17 protein-coding genes are annotated in these 15777 nt (G+C 62.4%); 8 read left to right on the top strand and 9 right to left on the bottom strand.

All coding sequences use genetic code 11. The annotated features are described in order from the left end of the window. Positions 1-482: 482 nt before the first annotated feature. Positions 483-1361 carry an HpcH/HpaI aldolase/citrate lyase family protein gene (locus ACIQ17_RS07145; protein WP_398466871.1) on the bottom strand — a complete coding sequence of 293 codons (879 nt, stop codon included), beginning with the start codon at positions 1359-1361 and terminating at the stop codon, positions 483-485. 130 nt (positions 1362-1491) lie between these two features. On the opposite strand from ACIQ17_RS07145, the gene ACIQ17_RS07140 reads away from it, so the two are divergent. Beyond that, complete coding sequence (locus ACIQ17_RS07140; RefSeq protein WP_398466869.1) at positions 1492-2148, top strand: carbonic anhydrase; 657 nt, start codon at positions 1492-1494, stop codon at positions 2146-2148. Positions 2149-2249: 101 nt separating this feature from the next. Here the strand turns inward: ACIQ17_RS07140 and ACIQ17_RS07135 are convergent, their stop codons facing one another. Beyond that, on the bottom strand, positions 2250-2840 hold the full coding sequence (locus tag ACIQ17_RS07135; RefSeq protein ID WP_398466867.1) for a TIGR00645 family protein: 591 nt from the start codon (positions 2838-2840) through the stop codon (positions 2250-2252). A 7-nt stretch (positions 2841-2847) separates the two neighbouring features. Beyond that, a complete protein-coding gene (locus ACIQ17_RS07130; protein ID WP_398466865.1) occupies positions 2848-3882 on the bottom strand; it encodes an aspartate-semialdehyde dehydrogenase in 1035 nt (344 codons plus the stop codon). A gap of 115 nt (positions 3883-3997) precedes the next feature. On the opposite strand from ACIQ17_RS07130, the gene ACIQ17_RS07125 reads away from it, so the two are divergent. Beyond that, a complete protein-coding gene (locus ACIQ17_RS07125; protein WP_398466863.1) occupies positions 3998-4801 on the top strand; it encodes a hypothetical protein in 804 nt (267 codons plus the stop codon). Between the two features lie 171 nt (positions 4802-4972). Further along, the gene (locus ACIQ17_RS07120) at positions 4973-5371 is read left to right on the top strand and encodes a hypothetical protein (protein ID WP_398466861.1); all 399 of its coding nucleotides are present in this window, start codon (positions 4973-4975) and stop codon (positions 5369-5371) included. Between the two features lie 180 nt (positions 5372-5551). Here the strand turns inward: ACIQ17_RS07120 and leuB are convergent, their stop codons facing one another. Continuing rightward, positions 5552-6664, bottom strand: a complete 1113-nt coding sequence (gene leuB, locus ACIQ17_RS07115) for a 3-isopropylmalate dehydrogenase (protein ID WP_398466859.1) — start codon at positions 6662-6664, stop codon at positions 5552-5554. A gap of 131 nt (positions 6665-6795) precedes the next feature. Here leuB and ACIQ17_RS07110 point away from each other — a divergent pair, with 131 nt between their 5' ends. Next, positions 6796-7980 carry a YbfB/YjiJ family MFS transporter gene (locus ACIQ17_RS07110; protein ID WP_398466931.1) on the top strand — a complete coding sequence of 395 codons (1185 nt, stop codon included), beginning with the start codon at positions 6796-6798 and terminating at the stop codon, positions 7978-7980. A 96-nt stretch (positions 7981-8076) separates the two neighbouring features. Here the strand turns inward: ACIQ17_RS07110 and ACIQ17_RS07105 are convergent, their stop codons facing one another. From ACIQ17_RS07105 to ACIQ17_RS07095, 3 genes are all read right to left on the bottom strand, one after another. After that, entirely contained in the window at positions 8077-8859 is a 783-nt protein-coding gene (locus tag ACIQ17_RS07105; RefSeq protein WP_398466857.1) for a molybdopterin-dependent oxidoreductase, read from the bottom strand. Positions 8860-8869: 10 nt separating this feature from the next. Beyond that, on the bottom strand, positions 8870-9499 hold the full coding sequence (locus tag ACIQ17_RS07100; RefSeq protein ID WP_398466855.1) for a cytochrome b/b6 domain-containing protein: 630 nt from the start codon (positions 9497-9499) through the stop codon (positions 8870-8872). A 195-nt stretch (positions 9500-9694) separates the two neighbouring features. After that, complete coding sequence (locus tag ACIQ17_RS07095) at positions 9695-10279, bottom strand: fasciclin domain-containing protein (protein WP_398466853.1); 585 nt, start codon at positions 10277-10279, stop codon at positions 9695-9697. A gap of 295 nt (positions 10280-10574) precedes the next feature. Between ACIQ17_RS07095 and ACIQ17_RS07090 the strand changes: the two genes are divergently transcribed. Further along, entirely contained in the window at positions 10575-12083 is a 1509-nt protein-coding gene (locus tag ACIQ17_RS07090) for a malonyl-CoA synthase (protein WP_398466851.1), read from the top strand. A gap of 155 nt (positions 12084-12238) precedes the next feature. Here ACIQ17_RS07090 and ACIQ17_RS07085 read toward each other — a convergent pair whose 3' ends face one another. Next, entirely contained in the window at positions 12239-13195 is a 957-nt protein-coding gene (locus ACIQ17_RS07085; protein ID WP_398466849.1) for a cation diffusion facilitator family transporter, read from the bottom strand. Between the two features lie 63 nt (positions 13196-13258). After that, positions 13259-14107 (bottom strand): sulfite exporter TauE/SafE family protein, encoded by an 849-nt coding sequence (locus ACIQ17_RS07080; protein ID WP_398466847.1) that lies wholly within the window; start codon positions 14105-14107, stop codon positions 13259-13261. A gap of 243 nt (positions 14108-14350) precedes the next feature. Here ACIQ17_RS07080 and sdhC point away from each other — a divergent pair, with 243 nt between their 5' ends. The 3 genes from sdhC to ACIQ17_RS07065 form a co-directional block, all read left to right on the top strand. Then, positions 14351-14749 (top strand): succinate dehydrogenase, cytochrome b556 subunit, encoded by a 399-nt coding sequence (gene sdhC, locus ACIQ17_RS07075; protein WP_398466845.1) that lies wholly within the window; start codon positions 14351-14353, stop codon positions 14747-14749. After that, entirely contained in the window at positions 14746-15141 is a 396-nt protein-coding gene (gene sdhD, locus ACIQ17_RS07070; protein ID WP_398466843.1) for a succinate dehydrogenase, hydrophobic membrane anchor protein, read from the top strand. The genes sdhC and sdhD overlap by 4 nt, the downstream gene beginning before the upstream one ends. 3 nt (positions 15142-15144) lie before the next feature. Further along, positions 15145-15777, top strand: a 633-nt coding sequence (locus ACIQ17_RS07065; protein ID WP_398466841.1) for an FAD-binding protein, incomplete at its 3' end; no start/stop codon positions are given.

The raw sequence follows: 15777 nt of genomic DNA, 5'->3' as shown, positions 1-15777 counted from the left end.
CTCCAGGGTTCGCGAGCGAACCAAGGAGGGATTGCCAGTACCCGGAAGAACGGTCCTTCGACTGGAAAAACGTCGCGGTGGCGCGCCGTAAGGCGTTGCGCTGTTTGGGCTCGCTGGCGATCCAGCGTTGAACGGACAGCGTCAAGTCCACTCAAGTGCGCCTTGCGGCGTGCCACCTCCCCTCATGTCTGGAGGGAGGAATGCTCACACCTCGGACGCCTCGGGCGCCGCGAGAGAGAATACTCATGAGCGCATCAATGACGGGGCTGTTTGACAGGTCGATCAGGCAATGACGCGCAGAAGCGCGTGGTGTCCCTCCCCGGAGCGCAGCGAATGGGGAGGGTGGCGCGTAGCGCCGGGTGGGGTCTCTCCCCACGTGACGTCGGAGTTTGGGGAAACACCCCACCCGTCATGCGCTTCGCGCACGCCACCCGCCCCACGGCGCGGCTTCGCCGCTTGGGGGAGGGATAAGGAAGAACGCCTCAGCCCATCGCCGCGATCGCATCCGCAATCGCGATGGTCCGCTTCGCCATTTCCGCATGCAGGCGCTCGACCATCTTGCCATCCATCTGGATCGCGCCGCGGCTCGCATTCTCCGGCTGCTCGAAGGCCGCGATGATGCGGCGGGCCTGTGCGACATCCTCGGCCGGCGGCGTGAATACCTTGTTGCTGGCTTCGATCTGCGCGGGATGGATCAGCGTCTTGCCGTCGAAGCCGATGTCGCGGCCCTGTTCGGCCTCGGCGATGAAGCCGTCATTGTCGTTGAAATTGCTGTAGGGCCCGTCGAGGATGTCGAGGCCATACATGCGTGCCGCGAGCACGCAATGGGTGATCATGCCGAGCATCGATGCGCGGCCCGGCGTCATGCGGATGCGCGTCTCGCGGGCGATGTCGTTCGGTCCCCAGACGAAACCGGCCAGTCGGATCTCCGCATCCTTCGCACAGGCGGCGAGTTCTTCCGCATGCAGGATTGCGCGCGAGGTCTCGATCATCGCCCAGACTTTGATCGATACGTCGGCATTGAGATCGGCGAGGCGATCGGCCACCGCATTGAGGTCTTCGACGCTGGAGATTTTCGGCACCAGAATGCCATCGGGCTTGGCCTTGGCCGCCATGGCGACGTCGTCGATCCACCACGGCGAATCCAGCGCGTTGATGCGGATCAGCATTTCGCGCTTGCCGAAGCCGCCTTTGCCGAGCGTCTCGGCGATGGCGTCGCGCGCGGTGCCCTTGGAATCCGGCGCCACGGCGTCTTCGAGATCGAGGATGATACCGTCGGCGGCCACCGTGCGCGCCTTTTCCAGCGCACGCGGATTGGAGCCGGGCATGAACAGGTGGCTGCGGCGCGGACGGGTGGTCATGGCGTCATTTCCTCGGGGTAGGTGTCTACTTATGGGTTCCATGCCGCACTAGCATCTTGCTCAGGCGCCCGGAAGGCTTGTCGGCGCTGGCGAGCTATGGTTATCCGTGAGGACCCAAGAGGCAAACATCATGACCGCAACATTTCCGCAGCAACTCATCACCGGCTACCAGACGTTTTCGTCCGATCGCTTGCCGACCGAGCAGGCGCGCTTTCGCGAGCTGTCGGAAAAGGGCCAGTTCCCCGAAGTGATGGTGATCGGCTGCTGCGACTCGCGCGTGTCGCCGGAGGTCATCTTCGACGCGTCGCCCGGCGAATTGTTCGTGGTGCGCAACATCGCCAATCTGGTGCCGCCCTATCAGCCCGACGGCAACGCACACGGCGTCTCTGCCGCGCTGGAATATGCGGTGCAGGTGCTGAAGGTGAAGCACATCGTCATTCTCGGCCACGCGCAATGCGGCGGCATCCGCGCTTTCGTCGACAAGGCCGCGCCGCTGTCGCCGGGTGATTTCATCGGCCGCTGGATGTCGATGTTCACCAAGCCCGGCGAGACCGTCGAGATCCGCGACCACGAGACGATGCAGGATTTCGTTACCCGCATCGAGAAGGCGGCGGTGTTCCGCAGCCTCGAGAACCTGATGACCTTCCCCTTCGTGAAGAAGCGCGTCGATGCCGGCGATCTGCTGCTGCACGGCGCCTATTTCGGCGTGGCGGTGGGATCGCTGTCGGTGCTGGACAAGGTTGAGAAGGTGTTCAAGCCGGTCGGGCAGGCGAAGTCGGCGGATTGAGCTCGTCGTAGCCCGGATGGAGCGCAGCGCAATCCGGGGACCGACGTTTCAACTGTCTCTATAGTCCCCGCATGACGCTTCGCTCTATGCGGGCTACGGTTTTAATGCTTCTTGTTATCCGCCTTGCCGTCGTGATCGTCCGTGTTCCAGCGATCGGACAGCGCCAGCAGCAGTGCTGACACCACGAACAGCAGATGAATCCCCGCGAGCCAGCCGAGTTTCTGCGGCTCGAACACGCCATCCAGATTCATGAAGGCCTTCAGCACCTGGATCGCCGAGATGGCGACAATGGAGGCCAGCAGCTTCTGCTTCAGTCCAGCGAAGTCGACCTTGGTCATCCATTCCGGCCAGTCCGGATGGTTGCGCGGATCGATGCGCGAGACGAAATTCTCGTAGCCGGAAAACACCACGATGAGGATCAGGTTGCCGGTGAGTGACAGGTCGATCAGGCTGAGTACGCCGAGGATCGTGTCGGTCTCTTTGGCGGTCGGGGTGTAGATGATGAATTCGACGAGCGTGACGCCGAATTTGTAGAGCAACGCGACCAGCGCGATGACGAGGCCGAGATAGAACGGCGCCATCAGCCAGCGGCTGTTGAACAGCACATGCTCGATGATCAGCTCGACACCCTTCAGGATCGGGTGCGGGCGACGCGGAGCCGGTTCAGTCTCGTTTTGATCCGGCTCCGACATCAGTCTCTTAGGCCGCCTTCTTCTTGGCGGTGATCAGCTTGCGATTGATCAGGCATTCCGCGATCTGCACGGCATTGAGGGCCGCGCCCTTGCGCAGATTGTCCGACACGCACCAGAAGGCGAGACCGTTCTCCACCGTCGCATCCTCGCGGATACGGCTGATATAGGTCGCGTCTTCGCCGGCCGCTTCATACGGCGTGACGTAGCCACCGGGTTCGCGCTTGTCGATCACCAGGCAACCCGGCGCATTGCGCAGGATGTCGCGGGCTTCGTCGGCCGAGATCGGATTCTCGAATTCGACATTGACCGCTTCCGAGTGGCTGACAAACACCGGAATGCGCACGGCCGTGGCGGAAAGTTTGATCTTGGGATCAAGAATCTTCTTGGTCTCCGCCATCATCTTCCACTCTTCCTTCGTGTAGCCATCCTCCATGAAGACATCGATATGGGGGATCGCGTTGAAGGCGATGCGCTTCGGGAACTTGGTGTTGACGATCTCGCTGTTGGTGTAGACGGCCTTGGTCTGCGAGAACAACTCGTCCATCGCATCCTTGCCGGCGCCCGACACCGACTGATAGGTCGCCACGACGACGCGCTTGATGGTCGCCTTGTCATGCAGCGGCTTCAGCGCCACCACGAGCTGCGCCGTGGAGCAGTTCGGGTTTGCGATGATCATCTTCTTGGTGAAGCCATCGACCGCAGCCGCATTCACTTCCGGCACGACCAGCGGCACGTCCGGATCCATGCGCCAGGTCGACGAATTGTCGATGACCACGGCACCGGCTGCGCCGATCTTCGGCGACCATTCCTTGGACACGGCTCCGCCGGCCGACATCAGGCAGATATCGACGTCGCTGAAGTCGTAGGTCTCGAGGTCTTTGCATTTCAGGGTTTTGTCGCCGAAGGAAACCTCAACGCCCATGCTGCGGCGGGACGCAAGCGCCACGACCTCGTCAGCAGGGAATTTACGTTCGTCCAGAATGCTGAGCATTTCACGCCCGACATTGCCGGTCGCTCCGACCAGCGCGACTTTGTAACCCATCGTTCACTCTCCGAAGAAAAATGCCTTCGATCCGCCGTCCGCGGAAACCGAAGCGCGAGCGCTTCTATGCGAGAAACGCCGCAAACACAACGTCATAAGCGTTTTCCGTACTTTGATGCGTTCAAGACCTGCACCCTACAACCGCGAGCGGGAATTCGATTTCCGTCCGGCGGTGTACAGCTTCGCCGACGAATGCACGGCGGTGGCAGGGCGCATGCTTGCCTATATGGGCTGTCTGGCCCTGCTTGCCATGGCAGCGGTGGCGGCGTTCAACCATCTGGAACTCGACTGGACGCCGGCTGCGGCTTCGAAGCCCGGCTGGACCGTGGCCGATCGCTCCTATCCCGCCTTCGCCGTGAGGCAGCCGGATACGGCTGGAATTACAGCGGCTTATGAAATCCAGCGGCATCCGGCGGCTGGCCGCAAGGACGTTCTGCGCTGGCTGCCGGCGGAAGGTCGTCCGGTGGCCGAGCTCGAACTGTATCGGCTCGGCGGCGAAGCACTCGAAGACGCCGCTGTCGCCGACATTGCCCTGAGGATGGACCCGAGCGGTCCGCGCGAGACGGTCGGCGAGGGCATCATCGACAGCAAGTTCGGCCCGGTGGCGCTGTTCGGCTTTGCGGATCGTCGTCAGGACACCAAGCGCTGCCTCGGCTTCACCCGCAATCTGGATGCGGCAAATCTGCGCATTTCCGGCTTTTCATGCCAGGGCGACGGTCTGCCGGCGCGCCGCGCGGCGGTTGCCTGCATGCTCGACCGTCTCGTTCTTTTGACCGCCGGCGGCGAGCCCAAGCTTGCAGAACTGTTCGCCCATGCCGAATTGAAGCGGACCGGCTGTGCAAGCGGCCCGGCACTGTCGGCGGCCGGTTCAGACTGGGTCACCGGCGCCCAGAACCCGTCCTTGCGGGGCAGCCTGTGACGCTCCGACGACCAAGACCTTGGAATGCATGCAACATTCGGCCACACCGCGCATTATTCTCCGAAGGTGTGACCGGTTTGACCTTGTAGGGCTGCCACCCGGCCAGCTAAATTGCCGGGAACTCGGAATTTGCGATTCTTGCAACAAGAATCAGACTGCCATGAGGACTCGATGACCTTGAAATTCTCCGCCGCCAAACTGACCGGTGCACTGCTCGCGGCGGCTGCCGTCATCACCATCGGCGTCGCCACCCCGGCGGAAGCCCAGCAGACCAAGCGCAAGCAGGTCACCGCCGACAACGGCCGCTTCAATTACGGTGCCCGTGGCCCGAACGTGTCCTATCAGCAGGGTCCGCGCACCCGCGTCTACATCTCGCGCCGCTCGTGGCTCGATGCCGGCACCGAAGTGCTGCCCGGCGACCGCAAGTTCACCGATTACGCCTATCCGCCCGGCCAGTCGTTCAGCCGCGAAAACCTGAACCGCCCGATCGACCGCCAGCCGCTGTATAGCGACTACGATCTCGGCGGTTACCCGAACCGCATTCCGCTGCCGCCCTATTCGTACTACTGAACCAGCGCGTCAGCGACAGATACGAAAATGCCCGGCTCGCGCCGGGCATTTTTTTGTCATCCCGGCGAACGCCGGGATCCATACACGCTGTCAAATTAGTGAGAGCGAGCTAGTTGTGACGATCCAGCTTCCTGACCTCGTCGGAGGCTATGGGTCCCGGCGTTCGCCGGGACGACAACCTCACTTACAAAGCGCCTGCAGCTTCGCCAGCACCGCTTCGCCCATCTGCGCCGTCGAGATGATCGTCGCACCTTCCGACTTCAGATCGGCGGTACGCAAACCCTTCGCCAGCACGGCGGCAATCGCCTGGTCGATCTTGTCGGCGAGATCGCCGAGATCGAGCGAATAGCGCAGCGCCATGCCGAAGGAGGCGATCATCGCCAGCGGGTTGGCCTTGCCCTGGCCGGCAATGTCCGGCGCTGAACCATGCACCGGTTCATACATCGCCTTGCGCTTGCCGGTCTTGGCATCGACCTCGCCGAGCGAGGCCGACGGCAGCATGCCGAGCGAACCGGTGAGCATCGCCGCGATATCCGACAGCATGTCGCCGAACAGGTTGTCGGTGACGATGACGTCGAACTGCTTCGGCCACTTCACCAGATTCATGCCGCCGGAATCGGCGAGCTGGTGATCCAGCGTGACGTCCTTGTATTCGCGGCCATGCACCTGGGTGACGACCTCGTTCCAGAGCACGCCCGACTTCATGACGTTGCGCTTCTCCATCGACGTCACCTTGTTCTGGCGCTTGCGGGCCAGATCGAAGGCGACGCGGGCAATGCGCTCGATCTCGTAGGTGTCGTAGACCTGGGTATCGATGGCGCGCTTCTGGCCGTTGCCGAGATCGGTGATGGTCTTCGGCTCGCCGAAATAGACGCCGCCGGTGAGCTCGCGCACGATCATGATGTCGAGGCCCTCGACCACCTCGCGCTTCAGGCTCGAGGAATCCGCCAGCGCGGGATAGCAGACCGCCGGGCGCAGATTGGCAAACAGGCCGAGATCCTTGCGCAGGCGCAGCAGGCCGGCTTCCGGGCGGTTCTCATAGGCCACGCCATCCCACTTCGGTCCGCCGATGGCGCCGAAAATGATGGCGTCGGCGGCATCGGCCTTGGCCATGGTCGCGTCGGTAATCGGCACGCCGTCCGCATCGATGGAGGCGCCGCCGACAAGGCCGGTCTCGGTGTCGAACTTGGCGATGCCAGCCGCGTCGATCCAGTCGATCAGTCGCGTCACCTCCGCCATCACTTCCGGGCCGATACCGTCGCCGGGGAGAACCAGCAGTTTATGCGCCGCCATGATCGTTTCCTTCTCTGAAAGCCGAATTTCGGCCGAGTGCTAAGCCGTCATTGCTGTATTGGCAAGACAGCCCTGCTGCACGTGTCGATTGCATGCGCTGCGAAAGCTGCGACAGTGCAGGCGGGAGACGCCTGACCTTGCCTGACACTTCGCTGATGCGCCGCAATCCGGCGTTGCTCATTCTCATTTTGTCGCTCGCGCCGGCGATCGGGCTTGGCATCGGCCGCTTCGCCTATTCGCTGGTCCTGCCGGACATGCGCGACAGCCTGCAATGGTCCTATTCGTCCGCAGGCTTCATGAATACCGTCAATGCCGCTGGCTACCTGCTCGGCGCGCTGGCCGCGTCCAGCCTCGGCAAGCGCTATGGCCTGTTTGCGGTGATCCAGATCGGCACGGTAGCTTGCATCGCCTCGCTGCTCCTCTGCGGCGTCACGACGGATTTCACGCTGCTCAGCATCGCCCGCTTCGTCACCGGTTTTGGCGCCGCCATCTCCTTCGTGGCGGGCGGCGCGCTCGCGGCCAGTATCGGCCTCACGCATCCCGAACGCTCCGCCTATCTGCTCAGCCTGTTCTATGCGGGCCCGGGCATGGGCATCCTGCTGTCGGGCCTGATCGCGCCCTTTGTGCTGCAGGGCTTTGGTCCGGGCTCGTGGTGGATCGTCTGGCTGGTGCTGGGTGCGGTCTCGGTGGTGATGGGCCTGCCGCTGTTGCGGCGTCTGATCGATGCCGCCGATCACACGTCGAATGCGCCGGTGCCGTCGATCGCCATCTGGCCGATGACCATCTTCCTGGTCGGCTATTTCATGTTCGGCGCCGGCTACATCGCCTATATGACCTTCATGATCGCCTATGTGCGCGACGGCGGCGGCAGCGCGATTGCTCAGAGTGCGTTCTGGTGCGTGATCGGTGTCAGCTCCTTCGCCTCGCCCTGGGCATGGCGCGGCGTGCTGGCGCGCGGGCAGACTGGGCGCGCGATGGCGATCATTCTCGGCACCAATGCCGTCGGCGCAGCAATGCCGCTGCTTGGCCATTCGCCGATCATTCTCGGCATATCGGCCGCGGTGTTCGGCGTCGCCTTCTTTGCGGTGGTCGCGGCGACGACTGCCTTCGTGCGGTTCAACTATCCGAAGGAAGCCTGGCCGAAGGCGATCGCCGTGGTGACCATCGTGTTCGGCATCGGCCAGACGATGGGACCGATCGCGGTGGGTGCGATATCAGATGCGACGGGAAGTTTGACGTCGGCGCTGGTGGTGTCAGCCGCGACGCTGGGTGTCGGTGCGGTGTTGTCGGCGTTTCAGAAGGAGCTCCGAGCGTAGGGCGGATGAGCGAAGCGTAATCCGCCGGCCGAGTTCAAAACTGAGACTCCGCGGCGGATTACGGCTTCGCCTCATCCGCCGCTACGGTCGCGAGTATCAGCTCCCGCTGAAGTCATTATAGCCCTGATCTTCCCAGTAGCCGCCTTTGTAGTCATTGGTTACTTCCAGCGACGTCACATATTTCGGGTTCTTGAAGCCGAGCTTCGTAGGCACCCGGATCTTCATCGGGAAACCATAGGCCTGCGGCAGGATCTGGTTATCGAACTTGAACGTCATCTGCGTCTGCGCATGCAGAGCGGTCGGCATGTCGAGCGATGACGAATAATCCTCGGCGCAGCGGAAATACACCCATTTGGCATTGGTATCCGCGCCGACCAGTTTCAGGAAATCGCGCAGCGGCGTGCCCTGCCATGAGCCGATGGCGCTCCAGCCCTCGACGCAGATATGGCGCGTGATTTGCGACACCTCAGGCAGCTTGTGCAGTTCTTCCAGCGTCCACGACTTCTTGTTGTCGACGAGGCCGGACACTTCCAGTTTCCATTCCTTGCCGTCGATGACCGGCGCTTCGTCTTCCGAGTAGAAGCCGTTGAACGGGAACGGGCGCTTGATGTCCTTTTCCGAATAGGTCGGTGCCAAGACGTTCGGATTGAAGATCTTCGCCTGCACCATGTCGTTGAACTTGGAGATCTGTGTGAGCAGGCTCTCGGCAGAGACGCTGTCCGACACGTTGCAGCCGGTCAGCAGCGTCAGCGCGCCAAAACTCGCGCCCGAAGCGATGAAGCGGCGGCGCGACAGATCGGGCATCAGCTTGACGGCGTCCTTCACCAGCAACTGCTTGTCGACGCCGGGAATGATGAGCGAGCGCATTTTCTTCAGCATGACGTGCTCCTCAGCGACCGATGATCATCGCGCGCAGGCTCTTCGGTACGAGCAGCGCCAGCGCGACATGGATGACGAGGAAGCCGACAATGGATGCCATCATCACGAAATGAACATAGCGCGCCGTGTCGTAGCCGCCGAAGATGGCGGTGAGATACTGGAACTGGACCGGCTTCCAGATCGCAAGGCCGGACAGCACGATGAGCACGCCGACAATGAGGATGCCGGCATAAAGCAGCTTCTGCACCTGGTTATAGGTGGAGAGATCCGCATGCGAGAGCTTGCCGGTGAGCGCGGCCTTGGTGTCGCCGATCACGCCCGATGCGGAGATCGGCAGCAGCTTTTTGCGAAAGCGTCCGGTGATGAAGCCGAGCGTGACATAGAGCAGGCCATTGATCACCAGCAGCCACATGCCGGCGAGATGCCACATGATGCCGCCGCCGAGCCAGCCGCCAAGCGTGACGCTGGGCGGGAACACGAAGCCGAACAGCGGCGAGGCGTTGTAGATCTGCCAGCCCGACATGATCATGATGACCATGGCGACGGCGTTGATCCAGTGCAGCACGCGCACCCAGGCGGGCTGGATGACTTTGCTCTTGCTGGCGGTGCGTTGCGTGTCGCTCATGGAAACGCTGGTCATGGCATGATCCGTGGTCTGGCCCTTATCAGCCTTACGGGCGGAACGGGCAATCGTTACGTTGGTCACATAAACCACCGGGTATCTGCATTTATCCCTGCGATCACAAAAAAGCGAGCCGGGTTGCCCCGGCTCGCTCTCGTCACGCGCATCCCGAAGGGGAAGCGGGATGCGGCGCTTTGGCGCTATCCGAGCGCCTTAGGCCTTCGGCATCACGACGGTGTCGATGACGTGAATGACGCCGTTCGACTGGTTCACGTCGGGGATCGTGATGGTGGACGAACCGCCCTTGGCATCGACGATCATCGCCTTGCCGCCGGACTTCTTCACCGTCAGCTGCTCGCCTTCCACGGTGGTGAGCTTCTGGCCATCCTTCAGGTCGGCGGCGTTCAGCTTGCCGGGCACCACGTGATAGGTGAGGATCTTGGTGAGGGTCGCCTTGTTCTCCGGCTTCACCAGGTTGTCGACGGTGCCCTTCGGCAGCTTGCCGAAGGCGGCATTGGTTGGCGCGAACACGGTGAACGGGCCGGGGCCGGCGAGCGTATCGACGAGACCGGCGGCCTTCACGGCAGCGACGAGCGTGGTGTGATCCTTCGAATTGACGGCATTCTCGACGATGTTCTTCGAGGGATACATCGCGGCGCCGCCGACCATCACGGTTTTCTCGCCGGACATTTCCGACTTCACCATCTTGTCCTTGGCATAGGCCGGGACGAGTGCCGTCGAGGTGAGGGCGAAGGCGCCGATGGCGGCAGCGGACAGAAGGGCAATACGCTTGGACATGGATCGTCTCCCGAGTTCATTGATGGCCGGTGCATCTGCACCGGTGCGCTGAAAGGCTCTCGACGCCGTCGCCCGCATGGCTGTGTCCGTCGTCGATGGCCGAGCTACGCGAGGTCTCGGAGGCAGTTTCAGCCTATATTTTTCGTCGATCCTGAAACTTTCCGGCACGCGCTGCGTTCGTGCGCGCGTTGCCTTGGGTAGCGGGTTCTTGCTAAAGACAGCAGACAATTTGACGCAATCGCGCAGGCGCTATCGGTGCGATTGTCTGGCTCCTCCAAATCACTGTGTGAATGCCATGAATCTGTTTTCCCGCCTGTTCGACAAGCTTGAAGATCCGTCGCGTCTCGCCATCGAGACCCCGGAAGGCAAGCACATCAGCTACGGTGATCTGGTCGGCCTGGCGGGGCAGATGGCGAATGTGCTGGTGGCGCGCGGCGTCAAGCCCGGCGACCGCGTTGCAGCACAGACCGAGAAGTCGGTGCCGGGCCTCGTTCTGTATCTTGCCACCGTGCGCGCCGGTGCGGTCTATTTGCCGCTAAACACGGCCTATACGCTGAACGAGCTCGATTACTTCATCACCGATGCCGAGCCGTCGCTGATCGTTTGCGATCCGTCGAAGAAGGACGGCATCGAAGCGATCGCCGCCAAGGTCGGCGCGAAGGTCGAGACGCTCGGCGCTGATGGCAAGGGCTCGCTCACGGATGCGGCCGAAAAGGAGAAGGCGGACTTCGCGACCGTCGCGCGCGGCAATGACGATCTCGCTGCGATCCTCTACACGTCGGGCACGACCGGCCGCTCCAAGGGCGCGATGCTGAGCCATGACAATCTCGCATCGAATTCGCTGTCGCTCGTCGACTACTGGCGCTTCAGCAAGGACGACGTGCTGATCCACGCGCTGCCGATCTATCACACGCATGGCCTGTTCGTGGCGAGCAATGTCACGCTGTTCTCGCGCGCGGCGATGATCTTCCTGCCGAAGCTCGATCCCGAGCGCATCATCCAGCTGATGGCGCGCGCGACCGTGCTGATGGGCGTGCCGACTTTCTACACGCGCCTCTTGCAGTCGCCGAACCTGTCGAAAGATACGTGCAGCCACATGCGGCTGTTCATCTCCGGTTCGGCGCCGCTGCTCGCCGACACGCATCGCGAATGGTTCGCGCGCACCGGCCATGCGGTGCTCGAGCGTTACGGCATGACCGAAACCAACATGAACACCTCGAATCCCTATGATGGCGAGCGCGTGCCCGGCGCGGTCGGCTTTCCGCTGCCCGGCGTCTCCGTGCGCGTCACCGATCCCGAGACCGGCAAGGAATTCGAGCGCGACACCATCGGCATGATCGAGGTGAAGGGCCCGAACGTGTTCAAGGGCTATTGGCGCATGCCGGAGAAAACCAAGTCGGAATTCCGCGACGATGGTTTCTTCATCACCGGCGATCTCGGCAAGATCGACGCCAAGGGCTATGTCCACATCCTCGGCCGCGGCAAGGACTTGGTGATCTCCGGCGGTTTCAATGTGTACCCCAAAGAAATCGAGAGCGAGATCGACGCCATGCCTGGCGTGGTGGAAAGCGCCGTGATCGGCGTGCCGCATGCAGATTTTGGCGAAGGCGTCACGGCGGTGGTGGTGTCCGACAAGAAGACGGCGATCGACGAGGCTGCGGTGATCAAGGCACTCGATGGCCAGATCGCAAAATTCAAGATGCCGAAGCGCGTGATCTTCGTGGACGACCTGCCGCGCAACACGATGGGCAAGGTGCAGAAGAACGTACTGCGCGAGACGTATAAGGATATTTACGCGAAGTAAGATCTCGCTGCATGCGGCTTCCGATCTCTTGTCGTCCCGGCGAACGCCGGGACCCATAGCCTCCGAGCGCGTGGCGACGCGAAAGTCTCTCGACCTGTCCGCCTCTTTATTCCGGTGTCTATAGATCCCGGCGTTCGCCGGGATGACACCATGTTCTAATGCGCCGTCGCGAGCGCACAGGCCACATTCGGATCGGTCTCGATCTGGATCGTCGCATGTTCGATCCCGAAATCCCGTTTCAGCAGCTCGCAGATGTCCATCAGATAGGCATCGCCGGGCGCGCCTGATGGAATGACGAGATGGCAGGTCAGCGCCACCTCCGTCGTGCTCATCGGCCAGATGTGCAGGTCATGCACGTCGGCGACGCCCGGGAATTTCTCCAGACAAGCCCGCACGGCAGCCGGATCGATGCCACGCGGAACCGCGGCGAGGGACATGGCGGTGGAGTCGCGCAACAGGCTCCAGGTGCCCCAGACGATCAGTACGCAGATCACGAGACTGGTGACCGCATCGATCCATAGCCAGCCGGTGAACATGATAACGATCGCCGCGATGACGACGCCGACGGAGACGGCGGCATCCGCAACCATGTGCAGATAGGCGCCGCGGATATTGAGATCGCTGTTGCGGCCGGAGGCGAACAGCCAGGCAGTGATGCCATTGATGAGGATCCCGATGGTAGCGACCACGATGACCGTGATTTCGGTCACCGGCTCCGGATTGAACAGCCGGTGCACGGCTTCCCAGGCGATGGCGCCGACGGCGACCAGCAGGAAGACGGCGTTGAACAGGGCTGCAAGGATCGAGGAGCCCTTGAGGCCGTAAGTATAGCGCGGCGTGGCGGCGCGCTTGGTCAGCACTGCCGCAACCCATGCGGCGATCAGGCCGAGGACGTCGGAGAGATTGTGACCGGCGTCCGCGACCAGCGCCATCGAGCCGGCCGCATAGCCATAAACCGCTTCGACCACGACGAAGACGGTGTTGAGCGTGATGCCGATGGCAAAGGCCTTGCCGAAATCGGCGGGCGCATGGACGTGTCCGCCCGGGCCATGTGCGTGTCCGGCGTGGTCGTCGTGATCATGCGCATGATCGTGGTGATGAGCGTGAGCCATCTGTGATCCATAGCAAGCCTGCGTCTGGATACTATTACGGATAGTATTACGCGGGCCTGTAGCTCACAGCAGCGCCACCACGAACCTGCTTCCGACGATGAACAGATAGGCGCCGAACGCGATTTCCAGCGTGCGCTTCGACATAGCATGCGCCGCCCTCACGCCGAGCGGCGCGGTGAGCAAACTCGTCGGCATCACCAGCAGCGCGCCGATCAGCGAGACGTAACCGAGTGCAAACGGCAGCTGCAGTGGCGCGACGTCGGGATAGGTCGCGGCTGCCGGCCATCCGGCATAGATATAGCCGAGCGCGCCGGGGATGGAGATCAGCACCGCCAGCGCCGATGACGTCGCCACCGCCTGATGGATCGGGCGGCCGTAGAAGGTCATCAGCAGATTCGAGAACAGCCCGCCGCCGATGCCCATCAGGGTCGAGAGCAGGCCGACAAAGAAGCCATAGAGCTTCATCAGGGGGCCGTCGGGAAGATCATTCCCCAGTTTCCACCCCTCACGGGCGAATAGCAGCCGTGCAGCAGCGGACCAGGCCACCAGCACGAAGACGATCTTGAACAGCTTTTCCGGGGCGAAACGGGCGGTCACGCTGCCGACGGCGACACCGATCAGGATCGGCAGCCACCACTTGCGGAGGATCTCCATGTCCACCGCACCGCGCGCCAGGTGGGCGCGGAACGAGCGCAGCGACGTCGGGATGATAATGGCCAGCGAAGTGCCGATGCAGAGCGGCATCCGTACCTCCAGCGGCACGCCGGCAATCCGAAAACACTCGTAAAATACGGGCACTAGGATAGCCCCGCCGCCGATCCCGAACACGCCCGCAAGGAAACCGCTCAGTCCACCCACCGCCACCAGGAGGACTGCCAGTTCGACAACCTCGGTGATATCCAGCCCCGCCATTCCCGCCCCGATCAGTATTTGCTATTGCGCCATAAAGTTTGCCTGAATCGCGCTTCATCGGCTGTGCGCCGTGGCATGCCAACAGTCAATCCCGCCGCGCGCAATGCTGGTTTCAAGTTTTGAATGCGAATTCCGTTTATGTCATTTCGCGATTGCACTCGTCGTATCGACTTCGTAAATAGAATTGCTCTACGCGATCCCATATCGGGCAGAGATTGCCCATTAACCTGTCAAAGTTGTTGAATGGCCGCCAGGATCGAACGCCCCCTTTCGCCGCATTTGCAAGTCTATCGCTGGACGTTGACGATGGCGCTGTCCATCGTGCATCGCGCTACCGGCATTGCCTTGTATTTTGGCACACTCCTCCTCGTCTGGTGGCTGATCGCCGCCGCTTCGGGCCCCGCGGCCTATGCCCATGTGCAGGCCTTTTCCGGCAGCATCATCGGGCGCCTGATCGCGTTCGGCTACACCTGGGCACTGGTTCATCACGCGCTCAGCGGTGTCCGCTACCTGGTCTGGGATCTCGGTTACGGCTTCAAACCGTCCGAGCGTGAATGGCTGACCTGGGCCGCCTTGATCGGCGGCATCGTCATCACCATCGTCCTCTGGATCATCGCTTACGCGATCGGAGGTGGCCGATGAGCCTGTCCCCGAAATCCATGCGCACGCCGCTCGGCCGCGTCCGCAATCACGGTTCGTCCCATTCGGGTACCTCGGATCACTGGCGCCAGCGCATCACCGCGGTGGCGATGCTGCTGCTGATGATTCCGGTCATCTTCGTCGTGATGTCGGTCATGGGCCGCAACCAGGCCGGCGCTGCGCAGATCCTCGGCTCGCCGCTGGTTGCCATCATCATGCTGCTCTTCATCGTCGCCAGCACGGTGCACATGAAGATCGGCGTGCAGATCGCCATCGAAGACTATGTGCATGACGAGAAGCTGAAGCTGCTTGCCGTGATCGGCAACAACTTCTTCTCGGTCTCCGTGGCGCTTGCCGCGATCTACGCCATTTTCAAACTTTCATCTGGAGTGTAGCGCATGGCCGTGAACGGCAATGGCGCGAACGGCGTTGGCGGCCCCGCCACCAACGGCTACGCCTATCCCATCGAAGATCACACCTATGACGTCGTTGTCGTGGGCGCCGGCGGCGCCGGCCTGCGCGCGACCGTCGGCTGCGGCGAAGCGGGCCTCCGCACCGCCTGCATCACCAAGGTGTTCCCGACCCGCTCGCACACGGTTGCGGCGCAGGGCGGCATCTCGGCCTCGCTCGGCAACATGCACGAGGACAACTGGCGCTGGCACATGTACGACACCGTGAAGGGGTCGGACTGGCTGGGTGATCAGGACTCCATCGAATACATGGTGCGCAACGCGCCGGACGCCGTCTATGAGCTCGAACACTGGGGCGTGCCGTTCTCGCGCACCGAAGACGGCAAGATCTATCAGCGTCCGTTCGGCGGCATGACCATGGACTACGGCAAGGGCCAGGCGCAGCGCACCTGCGCCGCGGCCGACCGTACCGGTCACGCCATGCTGCACACGATGTATGGCCAGGCGCTGCGTCACGCCGCCGAGTTCTTCATCGAATATTTCGCCATCGACCTGATCATGGACGATCAGGGCGTCTGCCGCGGCGTCATCGCGCTGAAGATGGACGACGGCACGCTGCAC

It is taken from the genome of Tardiphaga sp. (assembly GCF_044340795.1).
In the GTDB taxonomy this organism is placed as follows: domain Bacteria; phylum Pseudomonadota; class Alphaproteobacteria; order Rhizobiales; family Xanthobacteraceae; genus Tardiphaga.
This window is presented reverse-complemented; position numbering and strand designations above follow the sequence as displayed.